The organism is Kribbella sp. NPDC043289, assembly GCF_056436705.1.
Window position 1 is genome coordinate 424,680 of record NZ_JBWKCB010000001.1, and the last position, 23,720, is coordinate 448,399.

Below are 23,720 nucleotides of genomic sequence, written 5' to 3' on the forward strand. Positions count from 1 at the left end.
CCCGCTTGAGAGGACACAGCTGCATGGAGACACGTCCGGAGTACCCGAGACCGCAGTGGCGGCGGAAGCGCTGGCAGTCGCTGAACGGGACCTGGGATTTCGAGATCGACCACAGCGACACCGGGCTGCAACGCGGGCTGCGGAGTACGCCGTACAGCCGGGAGATCCTGGTGCCGTTCGCGCCGGAGTCGGAGTTGTCCGGGATCGGGAACACCGACTTCATGGACGCCGTCTGGTATCGGCGTGAGGTCAGCATCGACCCGACCTGGGGTGGCCAGCGGATCCTGCTGCACTTCCAGGCGGTAGACCACGACACGACCGTGTGGGTGAACGACGTTGAGGTCGGGCGGCACCGCGGTGGGTCGACACCGTTCGCGTTCGACATCACCGAGGTGCTCGACGGCTCCAGCGCGACGATCGTGGTCCGGGCGCGTGATTCGCGGACCGGCGTCCAGGCACGCGGCAAGCAGGCGACCTGGTACGAGAACACCGGCTGCTACTACACCCGCACGACCGGCATCTGGCAGACCGTCTGGCTCGAGCCCGTCGGCCGCTCGTACGTGCAGCGCCCGCGCATCACACCCGACGTCGCGAACTCACGCTTCATCGTCACCGCGCCGATCGACGCCCCACGGCGCGGCCAGCGGCTGACCGTCGAACTCACCGATGCGGACGGCGTGATCTCGTCCGAGGAAGTTGCTGTCGGCACCGACTTCACCGCGACCTGTGTGCTCCCGGTACCCGCTGACCGCCGGCGCCTGTGGAGTCCGGCGGATCCGCACCTCTACGGACTGCGGTTCGTCCTGGACGACGGTGAGGTGCTCGACGAGGTCGAGAGTTACGCCGGCCTGCGATCGGTCGCGATCGAGGGGAACAAGTTCCTGCTGAACGGCGAACCGGTCTTCCAGCGGCTCGTCCTCGACCAGGGCTACTGGCCGGACGGCCTGATGACCGCGCCGACCGACGAGGCGCTGGTGCGTGACATCGAACTCGGTCTCGCGGCCGGATTCAACGGCGCCCGCCTGCACCAGAAGGTCTTCGAGGAGCGGTACCTGTACCACGCCGACCGCCTGGGCTACCTGGTCTGGGGCGAGTTCCCCGACTGGGGAGCCCAGGGACAAGGCCCGAAGGGCAACAACCAGCAACCCACCACGGCGTACGTCGCCGAGTGGCAGGAGGTCGTCGCGCGGGACGTCAACCACCCATCGATCATCGGTTGGTGCCCGCTCAACGAGACGCACCAGGACCTGCACGATCGCGAGACGCAGCTCGACGACGTTACTCGCGCGATGTTCCGCGCGGCGAAGGCGGCGGACCCCACCCGTCCGGTGATCGACGCGTCCGGTTACAGCCACCGGGTGCCCGAGACCGACGTCTGGGACAGCCACTCCTACGAGCAGGACCCGGGCGCGTTCGCCGTACAGCAGTCCGGTCTTGCGCAGGGCGATCCGTTCGGCAACGTGAGCCGTGAAGGCGCGCGGCAGTCGCTTCCGTACCGCGGTCAGCCGTACATGGTGAGCGAGTTCGGCGGGATCTGGTGGAACGTCGAAGCTGCGTCGGCGAGTGGCACCGATCGGCGCGAGTCGTGGGGCTACGGGCAACGGGTCGGGTCGCTCACGGAGTTCTACGAACGGTTCGAAGGGCTTACGCGGGTGCTGCTCGAGGACCCGAACATGTTCGGTTACTGCTACACGCAGCTGACCGACGTGTTCCAGGAACAGAACGGGATCTACGGCTTCGACCGGTCCGACAAGTTCGACGTCGAGCGGATCCGCGCGGTGCAGGTGCAGCAGGCGGCGTACGAACGAGGGCTCGCGGAGGTGCACGGATGAGGAAGGCAGCAGGTGCGATCGCGCTCGTGCTGGTCGCGGTCGGGCTGAGCCGGATTCCGGCGTCGGCCGCCGGTCCTCGGGTCGAGATCCGGGTGGACAACGCGCCCCTGGTGATGGCGGACGGGGTGCCGGCGCCGCCGATCACGCCGGAGATCTTCGGCGCGAACGCCCGCTGGATCGACAACGAGCTCGGCGCCTGGGATCCCGCGCCACAGGGCCCAGCGGCCGGTTTCGCCGACGCCGCCGCGGCCGCGAAGCTCGACCTGATCCGCTACCCGGGCGGTACGGTCGCGAACTTCTTCGACTTCAAGAAGGCGATCGGACCGGTCGCGCAGCGCGGGTGCCAGACCTCAGGCGGTTTCGCCGCCGTGCGGTTCGGCAATCTGCCTGGTGCGCGGAACGGGTTCGGGCCGGACGAAGAGGAGTCCCTCGTCTCGCAGCTCGGCGCGAAGACGATGGTGATGGTTCCGTCGATCAACCAGACCGCGAGCGACGCCGCGGACTACGTCGAGTACATGAACTCGCCCAGCGACGGTACGGCGACCAACCCGAACGGCGGCACCGACTGGGCCGAGGTACGGGCGGCCAACGGGCACCCCGCGCCGTACGGGATCACGACCTGGGAGTACGGGAACGAGCCCTTCCTCGACGGGCAGCGGTACTGGCGGGACGAGGACCAGCCGACGCGGGTGAAGCAGTTCATCGAAGGCGGGTGGAGTCGGCAGACCGCGGCGTCGGCGACGTACCAGAACGACGACGGACTGTTCAGCGGGTGCGATCTGGTGAACCGGAAGACGGGTACGGGCGCCGCGGGTCAGACGTACCGCACGCGGTACAACCCGATCGCGCTGCCGGCTGACGCGACGGCCGAGTCCGGGCCGATCGCGGAGCCGGTGCTGACCGTGAACGGCGTGCCGTGGACTCGGGTCGACTCGCTGGCGACGGCCGGGGCGAGCGATCAGGTGTACGCGATCGGTCAGACCGACGGGACGGTCAGCTTCGGCGACGGGACGCACGGCGTGATTCCGGCGAAGGGCGCGACGCTGAGCATCGAGTACACGACCGGCCGGCAGGACGGGTTCCTGGACTTCGTGAAGGCGATGAAGGCGGTCGACCCGAAGATCACGGTGTGCTCGGGCTGGGGCAAGCCGGAGTTCGTCGATGCCATGGGCAACCGGCCGTACGACTGCATCGGCATCCATTCCTACACCGATCAGGCGGGTGGTGACGCGGACGGCGCGTACGACTCGACGGAGCTCTACCAGCAGCTGATGAACGCCAGCGACGTACCGACCGCGCAGCTCGCCGAGTTGCGGAAGCGGATCGCGACGCACTTCCCGGATCCGCGCAAGCGACCCGCGCTGACGGTCACGGAGTACGGCACGATCAGCCAGAACGGTCCGACCGGGGTCAGTACGCCGAGCAACTTCGCCGCGATGCAGATGCACAACGTGTACGAGGCGACGATGCTGATCGGGCAGATCACCAACGGCGTCCGGCTCTCGATCAACTCGAACCTCAACGGCGGGCCGGCCGACGACCCCGCGAAACGGGACTGGGGCAACATCCTCGGATCCCCACCGGGGTTCGGCATCACCGGTCGGTCGCTGTCTCTGACGTTGGCCGCACCCATGATCGGCGCGGCACCACGGAAGGTGACGACGAGCGGCAATCCGACACTGCCTGGTGGGAACTACACGGCCGTGGTGGCCGCCGCGACCCGGACGAGCCGCGGCGTACAGCTGTTGGTCGTGAACCGGAGTCTCGACAAGACCGTGCCGATCACGGTCGATCCGGCCGGTGGACCGGCGGCGAAGTCGGCACTGCAGACCACGGTGACCGACGACGACATCACGGCGTACAACAACGATCAGGCGCAGCCGGTGCAACGCACGACGAAGACCGTCGGGAAGGGCCCGAAGGTCGACGCCGAACTGCCACCACACTCGGTGAACCTGATCGAACTGCGGTATTAGTCGGCGTTCGCGGTGAGGGCCGGGACGAGTGCCTCGGGGGAGCGGTAGACGGCGTCCAGCATGATCGCTGCGGCGGCTATGCCGAGCGCGTGGGGGCCGAACGCGCTCGGCAGGATCTTCGTCGCCGCGGCAGCGCCCCGGCCCGCCGCCAGCTTGGCCTCCGCGACCTCGCGCACGACCGAGACGTGGTCGACCGGGGCACTCACCCCACCACCGATGACCACCAGTTCGGGATCGAGCAGCTCGATCAGGGTCGCGGTCGCCGTCCCGACGACGCCGGCCCGGTCCTGCAGCAGGCGGCGGGCCCGGGCGTCACCGGCTCCCGCGAGTGCGAAGACGTCGTACACCTCCTGGTCGTCGCTGATCAGACCGGCCGCGCGAGCCCGGCGGGCGGTCTCGAGGTCGCCGGCGACCATCGCGAAGCAGTTCCGGTTGCCGCAGGTGCAGACCTCGCTGGACCGGCCGGTGACCGGTAGATGATCGAGTCCGCCCGCGGCCGAGTGCGCTCCGCGGTACGGCGATCCGTTGAACACGAACCCGGCGCCGACGACGTTGCCGACGAACAGGTGGATGAAATTGTCCACGCCCGTCGCCGCGCCGAACCAGTGCTCGGCGAGCGCCAGCGCCCGTACCTGGGAATCGATGATGACCGGCAGATCCACCAGGTCGCGCAGCGCCAAGGCGAGTGGGGCGTTCTGCCAGCCGAGCACAGGCTGGCTGTACACCTGTCCGTCCGTGCTGTTCACCCAGCCACCGGTGCTCGCGCCGATGCCGAGAACGGTGATGTCGTGGTTGTCGATCACCTTCCGCACCGATCGAGCCGCACTGCGGACGAGCCGGTCGAGGCTGGTCGCGCGCTCTGTCGTGTGGGCCTCGGCGAGCAACTGCCCGCGGAGGTCCGTCAGGCAGATGTTGACGCGGTGCAGGCCGAAGTGCACACCGATCACGCCGTACGTCGACTGGTCGATGGTGACCGGCACCTTCGGGCGGCCCATCCCGCGCTGCGTCGGCTCGGCGGATTCCCGGACCAGCCCGGAGCGGACCAGCGCGCCGGTCAGCCGGGTGACCGAGCCGGTGGACATCCCGATCGCGGCCGCGAGGTCGGTCCGGGCGGTCGGCCCGGAGCGCATCAGCTCACGCATGATCGTCGAGTAGTTCTGCTGCCGGATGTCGCTGAGCTGGGCAGAACGCGCGAACTCCTTCATGGGGTCGGTTCTAGCACCGTCGGTCAGATCGGTCCAACACGTTGACATCGTCGGCGTGGGCTCTTTATCTTCAAGCCAAAGATAAGTCTGACGGAAGGATGCTCAGTGCGCACCACCGCGACGTTCAGCCTGCACGGAACGGTCAACGGGACGATCCGGCCGGAGATCTACGGCCAGTTCCTGTCCCGCCGCCGCTGGGTGGCCGACGAGGCCCTGCACAACCGGGGGCATCCGGACGCGGACGCCGACGGCCTGCGCGCGCCGGTGGTCGACGCGATGACCGGCCTCGGCGCGCCCGTGGTCCGCTGGCCGGGCGGGTGCACCGGGACGTCGTACGAGTGGGAGCGGGGGATCGGGCCCAATCGCGAGCGGACCGTCGACTGGCACTTCGGGTACGACGTCGGCAACGGTTTCGGTACGGCGGAGTTCGTCACCTACTGCCGGCGGATCGGGGCCGAGCCGCAGATCAACCTGACCACCGGGACCGGGTCGCTGCGCGAAGCGCTCAACTGGGTCGAGTACTGCAACGGCACCGGCGACTCGGTGTATGCGAACCTGCGCCGCGCCCACGGGTACGACGAGCCGTTCGACGTCCGGTACTGGCAGATCGGCAACGAGGAATGGGGACCGTGGGAGCTCGGCCAGCTCGGTCCGCAGGAGAACGCCGTCCGCTGCCGTGAATGGGCGAAGGCGATCAAGCGGATCGACCCGACGCTCAAGGTGCTCGCGATCGGCTGCTTCGAGCCGAACCAGTCGATCGACTGGAACCTCGCCCTGCTCCGCGAGGCTTGGGACCACATCGACTACCTGACCCTGCACACCTACTGGCCGTTCGACCCGAGCACCGCGGACGGCGACTACGCGCGCGTCCTCAGCGGTCCGCACCGTACCGAGGCCGCGATCGTCGCGATCCAGGGACTCGTGGACCTGGTCGCCCGCGAGAAGCCCGGTACGGCGAAGCCCGAGCTCGCATTCACCGAATGGAACTGCGCCGACGCCACCCGCTTCGAGATGAGCCCGAAGTGGCGCCCGGGCGAGACCCGCTACCGTACGGTCGACGCGCTCGCGGTCGCGTCGTTCCTGAACGTCATGCAGCGCCAGTCCGACAGCGTCACGCTCGCGAACTTCGCCCAGACCATCAATGTCGTCGGCGCACTCGTCGTCACCGACGACCAGGTCGTGCGCGAGACCGTCTACTGGCCGCTCCAGATGCAACGCCACCACAGCGGCAGCATCTCGCTCGCCGGCGACGCCACCTGTGGGACCGTCCCCGGCGAGACCCTGGAGCGCACCGCGATCGAGCTACCGGCCCTCGACGTCAGCGCCTCGACCGATCCCGGCAGTACCACCGTCTGGCTCTCCGTCGTCAACCGCGACCGCGAGAACGCCGCGACCCTGTCGATCGACCTGGGCCGGCCGCTGCTCACCAACCTGGTCAAGATCCACCAGCTGCACACCGAGGACCCGCTGGCCAAGAACACCCTCGCCGAGCCCGACCTCGTCCACCCACACTCCAACGAGATCAAACTCGACGACAACCTAGCCCTGGACCTCCCGCCCAGCTCCTACACAATCCTCGAACTAACCACCACAACCCCCCTCATCACCCCCTAGCCCGCCAGTCCCGTTTGAGGGGCCGGCCCTCAAACGGGGCAGGGGCGAGGGGCGAGGGGCGAGGGGGCGGGGGCTAGCGGGGGGTGGGGCGGATGGCGTGGTACGAGCTCATGTGGTTGACCATGGCTACCTCGGTGGGGAGGCGTTCCATGCTGGAGGCGCCGAGGAAGCCGACGATGCCTTCGACCTTCTCGAGGATGTGGCGGGCGTCGTCGGGGGTGGCGATCGGGCCGCCGTGGCAGACGACCAGGGCGTCGGGGTCGACGGCGAAGATCGCGTTCCGGAGGCGGGTGACCAGGTCGACGGAGTCGTCGAGGGTGATCGCGGTCCGGGCGCCGATCATGCCGCTCGTGGTCAGGCCCATGTGCGGGACCAGGATGTCGGCGCCGGCCTCGGTCATCGCCGTCGCCTCGTCCTCGCTGTGCACGTAGGCGAGCGTGACCAGATCGCGTTCGCGGGCGGCGGCGACCATCTCGACCTCGCGGTAGAAGCCGAGGCCGGTCTCTTCGAGGTTCGCCCGGATCATGCCGTCGAACAGGCACACGGTCGGGTAGTTCTGCACCCCCGCGAACCCGGCAGCCTTGACCTGGTCGAGGAACCGCGGGATGTCCCGGAAGGGATCGGTCCCGCAGACTCCGGCCATCACCGGGAGCTGGTCGGTGACCGGCAGCACCTCGGTGCCCATCTCCATCACGATCGCGTTCGCGTCGCCGTACGGCATCAGGCCGGCCATCGACGAGCGGCCGGCCATCCGGTAGCGGCCGGAGTTGTAGATCACGACGAAGTCGAGGCCGGCGGCCTCGGCGCACTTGGCGGACAGGCCGGTGCCCGCGCCGCCACCGATGATCGGGCGGCCCTCGGCGACCTTCTGGCGGAACCGGGTCAGCAGTTCGGTGCGGGACTTGGTGTTCACGATGTCTCCTTCTCCAGCCAGGTGGCCAGCAGATCCACGGCGGTGGCGGACACCACTGGGTCGTTGATGTCGGTGTCGAAGTCGTACAGGTCGATGCCGGGCCGCAGCCCGTCCTTCAGAGCCTGGTAGAGCGCGGCGTCCGCGGCCGGGTCGTGGAAGGCCCCGCCCGGGACGGACAGCTGGGACAGGCCGCGATGCGGGAACAGGACGGCGGCCGGTGCGGTCGACGGGTTCAGCCGGGCCGCGATCCGGCGGCCGAGCTCGGTGCTCTCGGCGGCCGTCGTGCGCATCAGCGTCACGGCCGGGTTGTGCGGGTACAACTGCCGTCCGGAGAACTCCGGCGGCACAGTGTCGCGGAAGTTCACCATGTCGAGCGCACCCACACTCACCACCTGCGGTACGCCGGTCCGCGCCGCGGCCGTCAAACGATCGGGACCGGCCGAGCACACACCGCCGACCAGTTCGTCGGCGAGCTCGGTGGTGGTCAGATCCGCGACGCCCTGGATCGTCCCGTTGCCGACGAGCGATTCGAGGGTTCGCCCGCCGACGCCGGTGCAGTGGAACGTCAGCGCTTCGAACCCGTGCTCCTCGAGACCGCGGACGATCGCGGACCCGCCGGCGGTGGTGACGCCGAACATGCTCACCCCGACCAGCGGTGCCCCGTCCGCCGGCTCGACGTACCGGTTCCGCGCCATGCCGACGCAGGCGTCGGCGGCGTTGGCGAGGACCCGTCGGCTGAGGCGGTTGAGACCGTTGATGTCGACGACCGGGTACATCAGGGTCAGGTCGGTCTCGCGGACGTACGCGCGGGTGTCGCCGGCCGCGATCGTCGAGACCAGCACCTTCGGGAACCCGAACGGCAGCCGCGCGCAGATCTCCGCCATCACGTACGCCGCGTTGGACCCGCCGACCGCGAGCACACCGTCGATCCGCGTGGGCGAGTCGTCGGCGACAAGAGCTGCCAGGGCCACCGCCGCGCCGCGCGCCATCACGGTCATGGCGGTGTTGCGGTCAGGGAACCCGGTGAGCGAAACGCCGCCCAGTTCGGCGATACGTCCGCGCGGGATGTCAGCGGTGATCGTGGGCTCGTCGAGGACGCCGACATCGATCAGGAGCGGAGTGGCGCCGAGCGCGTCGACACAGTCGGCGAGGAAGGCGTACTCCGTTCCTTTCGTGTCGAGCGCCCCGACGAGCGCGATCGTGGGCATCAGCGAGCCCCGTAGTCCGGTACCTGGATCTCGGCGCCACTCTGGAGCGCGGACTGATGCGCGCAGATGCCGGGCGCCGTCCAGGTCGCCGCGGTGCGGGCGTCCACCCGCGGACTGCGGTTCTCGACGATGCTGGAGACGAACTCGTGCACCAGATGCGGGTGGGAGCCGCCGTGTCCACCTGTGGTGAACGGCTGGAGGACCTCGGGGAGCAGCTCCGGTGCACCGGCCGGCTCCACGTCCGTCGCGGTCACGGCCCGGCCGCGCCGTCCCTCGGCCAACGGCTCCATCGCGAACTCCTTCATCGGACCGCCTTCGAGCTGCGGCCACTCGAGCGCACCCTCGTCGCCGTACGCCGAGAAGCCCTCGAGGTAGCTGCGGCCGAGCTGGAAGAAGGACATCGTCACGTTCGCGACCAGGTCGTCGCCGGCCAGCTTGAACAGCGCTGCCTCGGTCCCGAAGCCGTCGCCCGCGACGCCGACGTGATCCGGCGTGAGCTTGCTGGAGCCGACGCAACGCACCGACTCGACACGGGTGTCCGCCAGCGCCAGCGCGGGGGAGAGGGCGTGGGTGACGTAGTGCATCGGCGGATACCCGCGCCAGTACTCGGGGTACCCGTCCAGGTTCTGCAGGTGGTCGCCCTTGAAGTAGCTCAACCGGCCCAGCTTCCCGGTGTCCAGCAACCGCTTGGCGTGGAAGAACTCGCGGGAGTACACCGCGGTCTCCATCATCATGTAGTTGCGCTGGGCATCGTCCTGCGCGGCGATCAACGCGTCCAGATCCTCCAGCGTCGTCGCCATCGGTACGGCGGACGCGCAGTGCCGCCCCGACTTCAGCACCTGCTGCACCTGCGACGCGTGGAACCGCACCGGCGTCAGCAGGTGTACGGCGTCCCACCCGGGCGCCGCGAGCGCGTCGTCGAGCGAGGCGAACTGCTCCGAGATCCCGAGTCGATCCGCGACGGCCGCCGTACGGGCGGGATCCGCGTCGACGAGGGCGACCCGGCCGACGTCGGGGTGCGCCTGGTAGATCGGGGCGAAGTCGGCGCCGAACCCGAGGCCGACCACGATCACGTCGATGCTCATACCGGAACCTCCCGTTCCTCGCCGAACAGGAACACCGCTCCGCCGGTGGCGAAGTTCTCCAGGTCCCTGTTGGCGTCCTGTCCTGCCTGCGAGTCCAGCACCAGTTCGAGGTCGGCGCGACTGTCCGTGTACAGCTCCGCCTGGTAGTGGTACTGCGGCGGCGTCCCGTCCGGCGCCGGGTCGAAGCGGCACACCGTCCAGCGCTTCAGCCCGGTCATCTTCTGTGCCAGCGGGATGTGCGTCTCGTCGTAGTACCGATCGAACTCTGTGGGGGAGTCCGGCGGTCCGTAGAGAACCGTCACCTTGTACATCGGGGACATGTCAGCCTTTCAGTCCGGTCAGGGCGATGCCCTCGACGAAGTACTTCTGCGCGAAGGCGAACAACAGCACGATCGGCAGCAGCACCACGGCGGCCGCGGCCATCAGGTACCCCCACTGTGCCGTGTAGGTGCCCTGGAAGGACGCCAGCCCCATCGCCAGCGTGTACTTGTCGGAGTCGTTCAGGTAGATCAGTGGGCCCAGGTAGTCGTTCCAGACCCCGAGGAAGGTGAACACGCCGACCACGGCGAGCGCGGGTTTCGACAGCGGCAGGATGATCCGCCAGTACACCTGGAACGGCGTCGCGCCGTCGATGTACGCCGACTCGTCGAGCTCGTACGGGATCGACAGGAAGAACTGCCGGAGCAGGAAGATGTTGAACACCCCGGTGCCGAACCAGTGCGGCAGGATCAGCGGTACGTAGGTGTTCACCAGCCCGAGCTTCTGCCAGAACAGGAACGTCGGGATCAGCGTCACGGCGTACGGCAGCATCACGCCCGTCATCAGGATGCCGAACACCAGGTTCTTGTGCTTCCAACGGAGCCGGGCGAACGAGAACGCGGCCAGCGAGCAGGACAGCATCGTCCCGATCAGCACCCCGGCCTCGAGCACCAGGGTGTTCAGGAACTACCGCGCGAACGGGACCTGGGTGAGCGCGCCGGAGAAGTTGTCCCAGGCGAAGGGCTTCGGGATCCACTGCGGCGGCGAGACGAAGATCTGCCCGGAGTTCATCAGCGCGCTGCGGACCAGCCAGATCAGCGGCAGCAGCGTCGGTACCGCGCCGGCGATCAGCAGCACGTACATCAGGATCTTCTTCGCGATGCCTTTCGGCATGAGCGGCCGTGGCGCCGGCGGTGCCGGTGCGACGACTTCGGGCTTCTCCAGTACGGCGGTCATCGGGCACTCCCGGCTTCGTAGTACACCCAGCGGCCCGAGTTCCGGAACAGCACCACGGTGATCGCCATGATCACGAGGAACAGCACCCAGGCGAGCGCGCTGGCGTAACCCATCTCGTTGTTGGTGAACGCGGTCCGGTACAGGTAGTAGATGTAGAACAGCGTCGAGTCGTTCGGGCCGCCCTCGGTCATCACCGCGGCCTGGACGAACACCTGCAACGCACCGATCACGCTGGTCACCAGGCTGTAGAAGATCGTCGGCGTCATCATCGGCAGCGTGATGTGCCGGAACTTCCGCCACGCTCCGCCACCGTCGACGTCGATCGCTTCGTAGAGCTGACGTGGCACGCCCTGCAGTCCCGCCAGGAAGATGACAGCGACGTTGCCGAAGCCCCACACGGACATCAGGATCAGGGACGGGATCGCCGTACTCTCGTCGAAGATCCATTGCGACCGGGGCAGCCCGGCCTTCTCGGTCAGCGTGTTCAGCAGGCCGAAGTCGGGGTTGAACAACCAGATCCACAGCATCGAGTTCGCGACGATCGGGACGATCGCGGGCAGGTAGTAGATCACCCGGAAGACCGCCTGCCCCCTGACCGGCTGGTTCAGCAGCAGCGCGGCGGCGAACGCGACGATCAGCAGCAGCGGTACGGCGCCCAGCGTGTAGTAGAGCGTCGCCCACAACGACTTGTAGAAACTGTCGTCCGCGGTGAACATCCGCTTGTAGTTGGCGAAACCAACGAACTTCGGGGCCGCGCCGATGGTCCAGTCGGTCAGGCTGATCACCGCCGACGCGATCATCGGCAGGAAGGTGAACGCGACGAAGCCGATGATCGCCGGGAGCGCGAGCAGGACGCCCCAGCGGGCCTCCTGTTTCATGGGGGAGGAGGCCATCACAGCTCCTGGGTGGGCCACTTGCCCTGCAGCAGCGCCTGCATCTTCGGCTTCAGCGCCTTGACGATGTCGACCGGGGCGCCCTTGTTCAGGCTGATCTGCTCGATCGCCGGGTCGAGCACCTGGTGGATCCGCTCGGCGTTCTTGATCTGCTGTCCCCAGTCGGTGACGCCGTGCTTCAGTGTCGTGTCGACGACCGCGGTCTTGAAGTTCGGGGGGTATTTGTCCTTCAGCACCCACTTGTCGATCTCGGCCTGGTCCGTGTAGTACTTCTTCTGCAGCGGAGCCCACAGCCCGTCCTTGAACAGGTCCACGTGCTCGGGGTCGTTGTAGTAGAGGTAGAGCTCGATCGCCTCCTCCGGGTGCTTGGTCTTCGCGAAGATCGCCCCGGCCGCGCCGCCGGTCATCGTCAGCGACTCCTGGAACTTCGGCAGTACCGCGACCCCGAACGGCACCTTGCTCTCCATCAGATCGAGCATCGTCCAGTTGCCGTCGATGATCATCCCGACCCGCTTGGTCTGCAGCTGCACCGACGTGGTCGGCGCGTTCTTGCCCAGCTGGGCCGGCGACGGCGCCACCCGGTGTACGTAGATCAGGTCCTGGATCTTCTTGAGTACGTCGAGCGCCGCCGCCGAGTCGAGTGCGAACTTGGTCCCGTCGGCGTTCACCATGTCCGCGCCGTTCGAGCGCAGGAGGCTGTAGAGCGGTGCGCCGCCGGTCGGCGCGATGGTGCCGAACTGCTTGACCTTCCCGGCGTCGAACCCGTCCTCGGACGGGTGCTTCCCGTTCTGGTCGACGGTCAGCTTGTCGGCCGCCTGGACGAAGTCGTCCCAGCTCCACGCGGTCTCGGCCGTGAACGGCGCCGGGTCCACACCGGCCGCCTTGAAGGCATCGGTGTTGTAGTAGAGGATCTGCACGCCCATCGCGAGCTGGTTCGCGGCGAGCTTGTCCTTGCCGTACCAGAAGTAGCTGCTCGGCAGCCGGTCCTTCAGCGCCGGGTACTTGTCCAGGTACGGGAACAGGTTGAGGATCAGGTCTTTCTGGGCCAGGTCGTACATCTGCGCGGTGCCCAGGTAGCCCAGGTCCGGCGGGGTGTTGGCGGCGACCAGGCTGGACACCTTGGTCGGATAGTTGGACACCGGGACGTACATCGGGTCGACCTTGGCGCCCTTGTTGTCCTTCGCGTACTGCTTCAGCATGTCGTCGATCGCCTTCTTCTCGAAGGCCGATCCCCAGTACATGAAGCTCAGTTGGCTGCTGTTCCCGGCGGCGTCACCGGACCCACCACAGGCGGTCAGTGCGGCCGGCCCCAGCCCGGCGGCGAGCGCGGTCGCGCCACCGGCACGCAAGAGCTGGCGCCTGCTCGGACGGGGGTGCCCGAAAACCTCGGTCATGGGGTTGCTCCTCGCTCGGTCGCGGTCCGGCCGTCATCCCCCGGGCGGCGGTCCGGCTTCGTTTCGGCGAGCGTAGAGGTGTTTATGTTGATGGTCAACACAAAGATGTCGAATCTGGCATAATTGGACCTGGCGTACGCTGACACACCGCGGTCGCAGAGGAGATTCGATGAGCAGCACAGAGCCCGTCCGGCGCCGGATGTCGCCCTCGCGCATCGTCCGCGCCGGCGAGATCCTCGAACTGGTCCGGCGCGGTGACGCGAACACCACCGGTCAGCTGGCCGACCACCTCGGCATCGCCCGGTCGACGGTGAACGATCGTCTGGAGGTGCTGCTGGCGTCCGGCATGCTGTCGCTCGACGGCCCGACCGCGGTCGGCTCCCGCGGTCGCCCGGCGTCCACCCTGAGTTTCAACCCGAGGTCCGGCGTCACGCTCGCGGCCCAGCTCGGCCTCTCCGGTGTCCGTACGGCGGTCACCGACCTGTCCGGGGAGATCCTCGCGAGTCAGATGACGGACATCGACGTGACCAGTGGCGCCGTACCGGTGCTGGGGCTGGTGATCGGTGAGTTCGGGCAGATGCTCGAGCGGCTGGGGATGGACGTGGCGCAGGTGCACGGGATCGGCGTCGGGATGCCGGCCCGGATCGAGCTGTCCACGCATGCGCCTGGTGCCGACTGGTCGGGGGCGGCGGTCCAGGAAGTGCTGGCGGAGTGGCTCTCGGTTCCGGTGTTCGTCGACCACGACGTGAACCTGCTGGCGTTCGGCGAGCACTGTGCGCGGACGGACGAGCCGGAGGTGCTGATCAGCGTCAAGGCCGGCACGGTGATCGGCTGCGGGGTCGTTGTCAACGGCAAAGTTGTCCAGGGCGTCTCGAGGCTGGCCGGCGAGATCGGTCATACCCGCGTCGGGGCGTCCGAGGAGCCCTGTAGCTGCGGCAATGTGGGCTGCCTGAACGCGGTCGCGAGTGGTGGCGCGCTGGCCAAGCGGCTGCGGACGAGCGGCGTGGACACCCCGAACGCGCGGGCCGTGGCGGCGTTGGCGAGGTCAGGCGACGTCGCCGCCGGTCACGCGATGCGGATGGCCGGACGTGACATCGGAGAGGTGCTCGCTGGTGTCGTGAACCTGTTGAATCCCGGTGTGATCAGCCTCTGGGGTTATCTCGCCGAGGATCAGCTGATCGCGGGGATTCGGGAGAGCATCGCGCGCTCGGCACAGTCCGGTCCCGCGGGCGACGTACGGATCGAGCCGGCCACGATGGGTGCCGACGCCGGTCTGTACGGCGCGGCGATGATGGTCGTCGAGCACGCGCTGAGTCCGGCTGCGGTCGACGCCTACCTGCTGACGCTGCAGTCGGCTTAGGTCACCGCCGAGGTGAGGGTGACGTCCACGGTCGTGCGGTTGACGTAGTCGTTCCAGGCCTGGGCGAGTCGGGTCACGCCCTGGGTCAGTGTCGCCGTGGGCAACGCGTAGGGGAGGCGGGTGTGGTGGTCGGTGCTGCCGTCGGCGGCGAAGACCGCGCCGGGGAGCAGTGTGATGCTGTTGCCCTCGCTGATCCTGCTCGCGGTGTTCCTGTTCCTGCCGTTGCTGCGCGGGATCGAGCTCAGCTTCTACACCTGGGACGGCGTGGCGCCGGTCATGCATCGGGCCTGGCTGAACAACTACCTGCACGTCTGGTCGGACCCGTTCTTCCTGCGGGCGCTCGGCCGAACGGTGATCTGGTGGGCGATGCACCTCGGGCTCGCGGTCGGCGGCGGACTGTTGCTCGCGGCCCTGATCAGCGAGATCCGCTGGCGGCGTGCGCAGACGCTTTTCCGCAGCCTGGTGTTCGTGCCGCACATCATGTCGCTCGCGGTCGTCGGCGTGATCTGGAGCCAGCTGTACCAACCCGACGATCGGTCTGCTGAACGGGTTCCTGAAGACGATCGGCCTGAGCTCGCTGGCCGAGCCGTGGCTCGGGAGTACGACGTTCGCGCTGCCCTCGGTCGGGATCGCAAGTGCCTGGCAGGCGTACGGGTTCTATCTGGTGATCTTCCTGGCCGCGATCCAGGCGGTCGATCCGGCGCTGCACGAAGCGGCCGCGATCGACGGCGCCGGGGTGTGGCAGCGGTTCCGGAACATCACGGTGCCGTCGCTGCACAACGCGATCAGCTTGGTCGTCGTACTGGCGTTCATCAACGCGCTCAAGGGTTTCGGCACGGTCTGGTCGATGACTGAGGGCGGGCCGGACCGGTCCACCGAGCTGGTCGCGGTGTACGCGTACCGGCAGGCGTTCGGGCTCGGCGACCCGCTCGGCCTGCCGCTGCACTGGCGGTGGGAGAACTTCCGCACGGTCTGGACGAGCGGCGCCTTCAGCACGTACTTCGTGAACAGTGCGGTGATCGCGATCGCCGTCACGGCGTTGACCGTGCTGGTGACCTGCCCGGCCGGGTACGCGTTCGGGAAGCTGACGAGCGGCCGGAGCAACGGCATCTTCTACGCGTACCTGCTCGTCATGACGCTGCCCGGTGAGGCGATCATGGTGCCGACGTTCTACCAGTTGCGCGAGATGTCGCTCGTCGACAGCCGCGTCGGACTCGGGTTGATCCTGGTCGCCGGTGGGGTACCGCTAGGTGTGTTCATCGCCCGCAACTTCTTCCGCGACCTGCCGAACGAGCTGATCGAGTCCGCTCGCGTCGACGGCGCGGGGGACTGGCGGATCTTCCGGAGCGTGATGCTGCCGTTGGCGATACCCGCCGTACTCGCGGTCGGGGTGTTCAGTTTCCTCGGTGCGTGGAACGAGTACCAGCTCGCGCTGTTGCTGCTGTTCAGCCAGGAGAAGCGGACGATTCCGCTCGGTCTGGTGCAGTTCCAGGGGCAGTACAGCTCCGACTCAGGTGCGTTGTTCGCCGGCATCGTGCTGGCGATGATTCCGTCCATCCTGGTGTACGTCGTGTTGCAGCGGTCGTTCACCCGTGGCCTCGTGGCAGGAGCCCTGCGATGACCGTGACTTATCAGTTCGAGTACGCCGAGCGCTTGCGCTGCGCCTTCATCGGCGCGGGCGGGCACTCGTACCGCAACGTGTATCCCACCTTCCAGTACGCGCCGGTCGATCTGGTGGCGGTCTGCGACGTCCAGCTGGACAGGGCGCAGACTTATGCGCGACAGTTCGGCGCGCCGGCGGCGTACGACGACCATCTGGCGATGCTCGCAGCCGAGCAGCCGGATGCGGTGTTCATCGTGACGTCGTACACCGACGAGGGAGATGTGCAGGCGACCGCGCTCGCCGAGGACTGCCTGCGGGCCGGCGCACACGTGTGGATGGAGAAGCCGACCGTAGCCGGGATCGCACAGCTAGACCGGTTGCAGGCAACCGCGGACGAGACCGGCCGCACGGTGATGACTGGCCTGAAGAAGATCTTCACGCCGGCCATGGAGAAGGTGAAGGCGATCCTGGGTACGCCGGAGTTCGGCACCGCGTCGTCGATCTCGGTGCGCTACCCGCAGTCGCTGCCGGCGCCCGATCTGCGGTCGGACGACGTGAAGATGATCGGGTTCCTCGACCACATCTTCCACCCGGCCGCGATCCTCACCCACCTGATGGGGCCGGTCCGCCGGCTGAGCTACGAGTGGGAGCCGCGGACCGGGGCGAGCGTGTCGAGTCTGCTCTTCGAGTCCGGCGCTGTCGGGACGCTGCACCTGGCCGCGGGATCCGCGAATGGGGCGCCGCTCGAGCGGGTCGAGGTGATCGGCGACGGCGCGAACGTCGTCGTGGACAACGGCGTCCGGATCACCTACTACCGTCCCGGTGCCGACCTCGGGTACGGGCGGTCGGCGTCGTTCGTCACCGACGACGCGGTGGCGCCGCTGCGCTGGGAGCCCGAGTTCTCGCTCGGGCAGCTCTACAACAAGAACCTGTTCTACCTCGGGTACGTGCCCGAGGTCGTGCATTTCTGCGAGCACGTCCTGACCGGCAAACCGGTCGAGAAGGGCACGCTCGAAGACGTCCGGAGAATCGTCGAACTGTACGAGCTGTACCGCCGGCTGCCCGCCGGTGAATCGGCCACGCTAGGGAGCTGACATGGGTGAGAAGAGCCGGGTGACCCCCGCCGACGCGGTGACGCTGGAGGACCAGACGTGGGGGCGGCTGGAGTGGATGGTCTCCGGCGCCCTCGGCAACTCCGACACGATGACCGTCGGCCGCTGCTACATCCGGCCGGGCGAACAGAACCCGCGGCACTACCACCCGAACTGCGACGAGGTACTGCACCTGCTGCAGGGCACGATCGAGCACAGCGTCGACGACGACCGGGTCACGATGGGGCCGGGGGACACGATCAGCATCCCGTCCGGCGCGCTGCACAACGCCCGGAACATCGGCACCGACGAGGCGATCTTCGTCATCTCGTTCTCGGCCCCGGACCGGCAGACGGTGGGTGAGTGACATGCCGACCGTGGTGCTGCTCGGAACCCTGGACACCAAGGGTTCCGAGTACGCGTTCGTCCGTGACCGCCTGCTGACCGCGGGCCTCGACGTCGTTGTCGTCGACGCCGGAGTTCTGGGCCTGCCGAGCATCGACGCCGACGTAGATCGCTCGGCGGTGGCAGCGGCCGCGGCTGCTGATCTCGACCACCTCCGGGAGGCGTCCGATCGAGGCGCGGCCGTGACCGCCATGGCGGTCGGCGCGGCAGCCGTCGTACGGCGGTTACGCGACGAGGGCCGGTGCGACGGTGCGCTCGCGCTGGGCGGCACGGGCGGTACGTCGATCGCGGCCGCCGCGTTCCGCGAACTGCCGCTCGGCGTACCGAAGCTGATCGTCTCGACCGCGGCGTCCGGCGACACGTCGGCGTACGTCCGGGAGACCGATCTCGTACTGATGCCGAGCGTGGTGGATGTCGCGGGCGTGAACCGGTTGTCGGCGCGGATCCTCGCGAACGCGGCCGCCGCGGTCGCCGGGATGGTGCTGGCGGAGCCGGTCCACACGGTCGACGACAAGCCGTTGCTGGCAGCAAGCATGTTCGGGGTGACAACGCCCGCGGTCGACAGGGCGCGCGAGCGGTTGGGCGGGCTCGGGTACGAGGTGCTGGTGTTCCATATGACCGGGGTCGGCGGGCGGACGTTGGAGTCGCTGGCCGCGTCCGGTCAGCTGGCCGGTGTCCTCGATCTGACCACCACCGAGCTCGCGGACGAGTTGGTGGGCGGCGTGTTCTCGGCCGGCGCGGATCGGTTGACCGCCGCGGGGAAGGCCGGGATCCCGCAGGTGGTGTCGGTCGGTGCGCTCGACATGGTGAACTTCGGCCCGATGGAGACGGTTCCGGAACGGTTCCGGGAGCGGAAGCTGTTCGTGCACAACCCGAGCGTCACGCTGATGCGGACCACTCCCGAGGAGTGCGCCGAGCTCGGGCGGCGGCTCGCTTCCCGGCTCAATGCCGCGACCGGGCCGGTGGCGTTGTTCTTGCCGCTGCGTGGTGTGTCGGCGATCGCGGTCGAGGGCGGGGTGTTCCACGATCCGGCGGCGGACGCGGCGCTGTTCGACGCGATCCGGGAAACTGTCGATCCGCCGGTGGTCGAGCTGGTGGAGGTGGACGCGGCGATCAACGACGACGCCTTCGCGGACGCCGCCGCGGACCAACTGAACGTCTTTCTGACGAAGGAGAGTTGATGGAGCGGGACGTTATTCTGGAGCGGCTGCGGGCCAAGCGCGCGGCCGGCGAGCTCATCGTCGGCGGCGGCGCCGGCACCGGCCTGTCGGCGAAGTGTGAGGAGGCCGGCGGGATCGACCTGATCGTGATCTACAACTCCGGCCGGTACCGGATGGCCGGCCGCGGGTCGCTCGCCGGACTGCTTGCCTACGGCAACGCGAACGACATCGTCGTCGACATGGGCCGCGAAGTACTGCCGGTCGTCAAGGACACGCCGGTACTCGCCGGGGTGAACGGCACCGACCCGTTCTACCAGCCCACGCAGTACCTGCGCCGACTGATCGAACTCGGCTTCTCCGGCGTGCAGAACTTCCCGACCGTCGGTCTCATCGACGGGAACTTCCGGGCTAACCTGGAGGAGACCGGCATGGGGTACGCCGAGGAGGTCGCGATGATCGCCGTCGCGCACGAGCTCGACCTGCTGACCACGCCGTACGTCTTCTCCGCCGCGGACGCCACCGCGATGACCGAGGCGGGGGCGGACATCATCGTCTGCCATCTCGGCCTGACCACCGGCGGTTCGATCGGCGCCGGTACGGCACGGTCGCTGGATGACTGCGCCGTACTGATCAACGAGTGGACCGCGGCCGCCCGTGCGGTCCGGCCGGACGTCTTCGTGCTGTGCCACGGCGGTCCGATCGCGGAGCCGCCGGACGTGCAGCGCATCCTCGCGTTGTGTCCGGAGATCGACGGGTTCTACGGCGCGTCGTCGATGGAGCGGTTGCCGACCGAGCAGGCGATCACCGCGACGACCAGCACGTTCGTCAACCTTCGACGCGAGTGATCCAGCGCTCCAGCTCGCCGTGGAGATCCCGGAGTACGTCGGCATGATCGCTGGCCACGTCCTGGAGCTCGAACGGGTCCACGTCGAGATCGAAGAGCTGTGACGTGCCGTCGTCGTGGGCCAGCAGTTTCCACCGGCCGGCGCGGATCATCCGGCGCTTGCCGGCCTGGGTGACCTCGTTGACCGTGTCGACGGCGAGGCCTCCGGACGGCATCTCGCGGATGCCCGGCGTGCGGTCGCCGAGCTGACGTTCGTCGAGTGGATCGCCGTACCCCTGCTCGGCGTACACGCTCGGGAAGCCGCTCGCGTTCGGGTCGGCGAGCAGCGGCATCAGGCTGCGGCCCTGGACGCCCTCCGGGACAGGCTGCGCGACGAGCTCGCAGAGCGTCGGCAGTACGTCGGCGATCGAGACGTGCGCGGGGCTCGGCAGGGGATCGGCGCGGACGCCGGGACCGTGGAAGAGCATCGGGATCCGGGCGAGGACTTCGGGAAGCCCGGGTCCCTTGCGCATCAGGCCGTACTCGCCGGCGAAGTCGCCGTGGTCGGCCACGTGCACGATCAGCGTCGTCTCGAGCCGGCCCGTCTGCTCGAGATGCGCGACCAGTCGAGCCACTTGGTCGTCGACGAGACGGAGCATGCCGACGTAATTCGCCCGGGCGCGGTCCACGATGCCGACTTCGCCGCTGAGCGTTGCGAGCTGACCGGCGTACCGCCAGCTGAAGTCACGGTCTGCGAGCGCGTCGACCGTGGTCGCCGCGGGCGGGATCGAGTCTGCGGCGGGGAAGTACGGCTCGGGCACCTGATACGGGACATGCGGTTCCGGGATCGACAGCCAGAGGAACGAGCGGTCGTCCGGCCCGGCGGAGTCCAGCCAGCTGATCGCCTCGTCGACGATCCGGACCGGCAGTTGGTGCTCGAGCGAGTACGGCGTTGGCGTGGTCGTCGTCCCCGGGTTCGCGCGGAGCCAGTCGTCGAACTCGCGATCGGTGCCGGTCGCGGCTGTCGCGGGTACGCGCCCGAAGTGGCCGTACTCGACCCAGTGGTCGAGCCGATCGGGGGTCAGGTGCGAGTGGTTCTTGCCGACGAGCGCCGTGCGGAAGCCGGCCTTGCCGAGTACGTCGATGAGGTCGGCGCCGCGCGACGGGTCGTCGTACTCGGTGTTGCCGAGGACTCCGTGTGCGCTGGGGAACCGCCCGGTGAGCAGGCTGATCCGGGCCGGCACGCAGAGCGGTGTCGTCGTGTAGGCGCGGTCGAACCAGCGGCCGGTCGTCGCCAGCTGGTCGAGCGCGGGGGTGCAGTCGAGTGGGAACCCCTCGCGGGCGGTCAGATCGGCGCGCTGCTGGTCCGTCATCACCAGGACGATGTCGCGCGGCGCGTCAGCCACCCGTGCTCTCCCGGACCTCCAGGTGGAATCCGGCGATGAACTCCCGGGGCGCCGACGAGAAGCTGCCCTTCAACCGGTCGGCGAGCAGTCCGACGGCGGTCTCGGCGATGTGCCGCTTGTCGGGCGCGATCGACGTCAGGCTGGGCCGGGTGTAGCGGTTCTCGGCGATGTCGTCGATCCCGACCACGGCGACGTCCTCTGGCACCCGGACGCCGTGGTCGTACAGCGCCCGCAGCGCGCCGTGTGCGAGCAGGTCGTTCGAGCAGAACAGCGCGTCCGGTGGTTTGCTGAGCGCCAGCAGCCGCTCGACCGCCTCGACGCCCTTCTCCTGGCGCCAGCGTCGCAACGGCATCACGAGCCGGGCGGACGGCCGGATGCCGGCGGCCACCAGCGCGTCGTAGTACCCCTCGTAACGGCCGCGGGAGACGGCGTCGCCGCTCGGAGCGGCGCCGATCGAGGCGATCCGTTTCCGGCCGAGGTCGATCAGGTGCTCGGTGGCGGCGCGGCCGGCGGCGTAGCTGTCGATCGCCACCCGGTCCGCGACCCGGGTCAACCGCTCACCGAGCAGGACCATCGGGGTGGTGTCGGTGCGGGCGGCGAAGTCGTCCGCGGTCAGCCGGCTCGGGACGAACAGCAGCCCGTCGATCAGGTGCGACCGGATCCCTTGCAGGACGAGGCGTTCGCGGTCGGGGTCGGCCGCGGTCTGGTCGACCAGGACGGTCCAGCCGTAGCCCTCGGCGGCCTTGACGATCAGCTCGGCGAGCTCCGCGAAGTACGCGTTGCCGATCTCCGGTACGGCGAGGGCGATCACGCCGGACCGCCCGTGCCGCAGGTTCCGCGCCGAGACGTTCGGGCGGTACCCGAGCTCCTCGATGACGCGCTCGACGCGTTCCCGGGTCGCGGCACCGACCCGGCCGGTGCCGTTGACGACGTTCGACACCGTCTTGATCGACACTCCGGCCCGCGCGGCGACATCGCTGAGTGTTGCGGCCATCGGCACCTCCTTCGCCAGGACTATACACAGCGCCCAACTTCTTGATACAACGCTGTACCACGATCTCGGTACCGCTCCCCGAGGAGGAGTCATGATCAGCAGGCGAAGGTTCCTGGGCGCATCGGCCGGGGGCGCGCTCGGCGCGCTCGTGGCGAGCGCCTGCAGTACCGCTCCGAGCGGTGGCGGGCCGGCCACCGGTGGCAAAACGCTGCGCGTCTGGGACCACTTCCAGCCGCGCGAGGACCTGCACAAGAAACTGTTCGCGGACTTCCAGAAGTCCGGCGGAGCCGTTGTGCAGTACACGGTTTACAACCCGAACCAGCAGGGCCAGGCGCTGCAGCTGGCGTACGGCAGCAAGCAGTTGCCGGACGTGTTCACCACGGCCGGCGTCAAGCTGCCGCAGGCCCGGTTGCGCAAGGACGGCTGGATCGCGCCGATCGAGCTGACCAAGGACGACCTGTCGGCGATGCCCGCCGACGCGTTCCTGAACGGCTTCACGCACTTCGACGACAAGCTGTACGCGCTACCGATGGTGAACTACCGGCAGTACGGGACACTTACTTGGTACAACGTGGAACTAGCGGAGAAGGCCGGGCTCGATCCGGAGCGGGACCTCGCCACCTGGGACGGGTTCCGGTCCGCGGCGGCCAAGATCAAGTCCTCCGGCGGCGACGGGATCTCCGGCTGGATCGCGCCACTGCAGTTCGCCCAGCGGCTCGGTGAGCACGTCAGCGACCTGGCGATGGCGGCCGGCAGCGCGGGCGCCACGGACCCACGCACCGGTGCGTACTCGTACGGGACCGATCCGTACGTGCACGCGATCGAGTTCCTCGCGTCGCTGAAGAAGGACGGGCTGATCTTCCCCGCCTCGTCGTCGCTGGACGCGCGGACGGCGCGGGCCCGCTGGTCGACCGGCGTGGCCGGACTGTTCTTCGACGGCCCGTGGAACATCGGGGTGATCAACGACCAGTTCAAGGTCTTCCTGGACAAGGTCGGCGTCGCGTCGATGCCGACCGCCGAGGCCGGGCGGCCGCTGGTCGTCTATGCGCCGCCGAAGGCCGGTGACTACGTCGTCGCGGCGACCTCCAAGGACCCGGAACTCGTCGCGAAGCTGCTGAAGATCTTCACCACCGAAGAGGTGATGCTCGCCGAGACCGAGCAGATGGACGGTATGCCGGTGGATCTGTCCCTGGTGAACAAGGCGAACGTCCACCCGACGTACAAGAAGGCGGCCGAGCTGTTCGGGAAGCAGATCAAGCTGCGGCCCGCGCCCGAGGTGCGCAACGCGGGCGTCAGCGAGGTGGTCGCGCAGATGAAGCAGGTCGAGCCCGACCTGGGCGGGATCGTCCAGGGTGTGCTCAGCGGTCAGCTGCCGGACGCCCGGAAGGCGCTCACCGAGTACGACCGCAAGCTCACTGCCGAGCGCGACCGCGCGATCAAGGCGGTCGCCGCGAAGGGTGTCAAGGTCAGCGCCGACGACTGGAAGTTCTCGAACTGGACGCCCGGCCAGGATTACGGCCGCGACAAGTACAAGACCTCGTGA

The 23,720-nt window shown here is 68.5% G+C and carries 21 protein-coding genes; 10 read left to right on the forward strand and 11 right to left on the reverse strand.

Annotated features, from left to right (window positions below; translation table 11 throughout):
- Positions 1-23 precede the first annotated feature (23 nt).
- Both AC0662_RS02010 and AC0662_RS02015 read left to right on the forward strand, forming a co-directional pair.
- Positions 24-1,832 carry a glycoside hydrolase family 2 protein gene (locus AC0662_RS02010; RefSeq protein WP_478297878.1) on the forward strand — a complete coding sequence of 603 codons (1,809 nt, stop codon included), beginning with the start codon at positions 24-26 and terminating at the stop codon, positions 1,830-1,832.
- The gene (locus AC0662_RS02015) at positions 1,829-3,808 is read left to right on the forward strand and encodes a hypothetical protein (RefSeq protein ID WP_452195972.1); all 1,980 of its coding nucleotides are present in this window, start codon (positions 1,829-1,831) and stop codon (positions 3,806-3,808) included. The genes AC0662_RS02010 and AC0662_RS02015 overlap by 4 nt, the downstream gene beginning before the upstream one ends.
- Here the strand turns inward: AC0662_RS02015 and AC0662_RS02020 are convergent.
- Positions 3,805-5,013: an ROK family protein gene (locus tag AC0662_RS02020; RefSeq protein WP_452195973.1), complete on the reverse strand. Its 1,209-nt coding sequence runs from the start codon at positions 5,011-5,013 to the stop codon at positions 3,805-3,807. The genes AC0662_RS02015 and AC0662_RS02020 overlap by 4 nt on opposite strands.
- A 105-nt stretch (positions 5,014-5,118) precedes the next feature.
- On the opposite strand from AC0662_RS02020, the gene AC0662_RS02025 reads away from it, so the two are divergent.
- Positions 5,119-6,627, forward strand: coding sequence for an alpha-L-arabinofuranosidase C-terminal domain-containing protein (locus AC0662_RS02025; RefSeq protein WP_478297881.1), 1,509 nt, complete (start codon positions 5,119-5,121; stop codon positions 6,625-6,627).
- A 73-nt stretch (positions 6,628-6,700) separates the two neighbouring features.
- Here AC0662_RS02025 and AC0662_RS02030 read toward each other — a convergent pair whose 3' ends face one another.
- Genes AC0662_RS02030 through AC0662_RS02065 form a run of 8 tightly spaced genes read right to left on the reverse strand, consistent with a single transcriptional unit; the run spans position 6,701 to position 13,335 of the window.
- Positions 6,701-7,540 carry a phosphoenolpyruvate hydrolase family protein gene (locus AC0662_RS02030; protein WP_452195975.1) on the reverse strand — a complete coding sequence of 280 codons (840 nt, stop codon included), beginning with the start codon at positions 7,538-7,540 and terminating at the stop codon, positions 6,701-6,703.
- The gene (locus tag AC0662_RS02035; RefSeq protein WP_478297883.1) at positions 7,537-8,748 is read right to left on the reverse strand and encodes a Tm-1-like ATP-binding domain-containing protein; all 1,212 of its coding nucleotides are present in this window, start codon (positions 8,746-8,748) and stop codon (positions 7,537-7,539) included. The genes AC0662_RS02030 and AC0662_RS02035 overlap by 4 nt, the downstream gene beginning before the upstream one ends.
- Positions 8,748-9,833 carry a Gfo/Idh/MocA family protein gene (locus AC0662_RS02040; RefSeq protein WP_478297885.1) on the reverse strand — a complete coding sequence of 362 codons (1,086 nt, stop codon included), beginning with the start codon at positions 9,831-9,833 and terminating at the stop codon, positions 8,748-8,750. Before AC0662_RS02040 ends, AC0662_RS02035 begins: the two co-directional genes overlap by 1 nt.
- Positions 9,830-10,144, reverse strand: a complete 315-nt coding sequence (locus AC0662_RS02045; protein ID WP_452195978.1) for an EthD family reductase — start codon at positions 10,142-10,144, stop codon at positions 9,830-9,832. The genes AC0662_RS02040 and AC0662_RS02045 overlap by 4 nt, the downstream gene beginning before the upstream one ends.
- A gap of 10 nt (positions 10,145-10,154) precedes the next feature.
- Positions 10,155-10,763, reverse strand: coding sequence for a carbohydrate ABC transporter permease (locus AC0662_RS02050; protein ID WP_478297888.1), 609 nt, complete (start codon positions 10,761-10,763; stop codon positions 10,155-10,157).
- A gap of 15 nt (positions 10,764-10,778) precedes the next feature.
- Complete coding sequence (locus AC0662_RS02055; RefSeq protein ID WP_478297890.1) at positions 10,779-11,048, reverse strand: hypothetical protein; 270 nt, start codon at positions 11,046-11,048, stop codon at positions 10,779-10,781.
- The gene (locus AC0662_RS02060) at positions 11,045-11,941 is read right to left on the reverse strand and encodes a carbohydrate ABC transporter permease (RefSeq protein WP_452195980.1); all 897 of its coding nucleotides are present in this window, start codon (positions 11,939-11,941) and stop codon (positions 11,045-11,047) included. The genes AC0662_RS02055 and AC0662_RS02060 overlap by 4 nt, the downstream gene beginning before the upstream one ends.
- Positions 11,941-13,335: an ABC transporter substrate-binding protein gene (locus AC0662_RS02065; protein ID WP_478297893.1), complete on the reverse strand. Its 1,395-nt coding sequence runs from the start codon at positions 13,333-13,335 to the stop codon at positions 11,941-11,943. Before AC0662_RS02065 ends, AC0662_RS02060 begins: the two co-directional genes overlap by 1 nt.
- A 169-nt stretch (positions 13,336-13,504) precedes the next feature.
- On the opposite strand from AC0662_RS02065, the gene AC0662_RS02070 reads away from it, so the two are divergent.
- The 6 genes from AC0662_RS02070 to AC0662_RS02095 all read left to right on the forward strand — a co-directional run bounded on the left by AC0662_RS02070 (position 13,505) and on the right by AC0662_RS02095 (position 19,799).
- Entirely contained in the window at positions 13,505-14,695 is a 1,191-nt protein-coding gene (locus AC0662_RS02070) for an ROK family protein (RefSeq protein ID WP_478297895.1), read from the forward strand.
- A 628-nt stretch (positions 14,696-15,323) separates the two neighbouring features.
- Entirely contained in the window at positions 15,324-16,316 is a 993-nt protein-coding gene (locus AC0662_RS02075; RefSeq protein ID WP_478300177.1) for an ABC transporter permease, read from the forward strand.
- Positions 16,313-17,392: a Gfo/Idh/MocA family protein gene (locus AC0662_RS02080; RefSeq protein WP_478297897.1), complete on the forward strand. Its 1,080-nt coding sequence runs from the start codon at positions 16,313-16,315 to the stop codon at positions 17,390-17,392. The genes AC0662_RS02075 and AC0662_RS02080 overlap by 4 nt, the downstream gene beginning before the upstream one ends.
- A gap of 1 nt (position 17,393) precedes the next feature.
- Entirely contained in the window at positions 17,394-17,756 is a 363-nt protein-coding gene (locus AC0662_RS02085; protein ID WP_478297899.1) for a cupin domain-containing protein, read from the forward strand.
- 1 nt (position 17,757) lies between these two features.
- On the forward strand, positions 17,758-18,975 hold the full coding sequence (locus AC0662_RS02090) for a Tm-1-like ATP-binding domain-containing protein (RefSeq protein ID WP_478297901.1): 1,218 nt from the start codon (positions 17,758-17,760) through the stop codon (positions 18,973-18,975).
- Positions 18,975-19,799: a phosphoenolpyruvate hydrolase family protein gene (locus tag AC0662_RS02095; protein ID WP_478297903.1), complete on the forward strand. Its 825-nt coding sequence runs from the start codon at positions 18,975-18,977 to the stop codon at positions 19,797-19,799. The genes AC0662_RS02090 and AC0662_RS02095 overlap by 1 nt, the downstream gene beginning before the upstream one ends.
- Here AC0662_RS02095 and AC0662_RS02100 read toward each other — a convergent pair.
- Positions 19,780-21,183, reverse strand: a complete 1,404-nt coding sequence (locus AC0662_RS02100) for a sulfatase family protein (protein WP_478297905.1) — start codon at positions 21,181-21,183, stop codon at positions 19,780-19,782. The genes AC0662_RS02095 and AC0662_RS02100 overlap by 20 nt on opposite strands.
- Entirely contained in the window at positions 21,176-22,177 is a 1,002-nt protein-coding gene (locus AC0662_RS02105) for a LacI family DNA-binding transcriptional regulator (RefSeq protein ID WP_452195989.1), read from the reverse strand. The genes AC0662_RS02100 and AC0662_RS02105 overlap by 8 nt, the downstream gene beginning before the upstream one ends.
- A 91-nt stretch (positions 22,178-22,268) precedes the next feature.
- On the opposite strand from AC0662_RS02105, the gene AC0662_RS02110 reads away from it, so the two are divergent.
- Positions 22,269-23,720 (forward strand): ABC transporter substrate-binding protein, encoded by a 1,452-nt coding sequence (locus tag AC0662_RS02110; RefSeq protein WP_478297907.1) that lies wholly within the window; start codon positions 22,269-22,271, stop codon positions 23,718-23,720.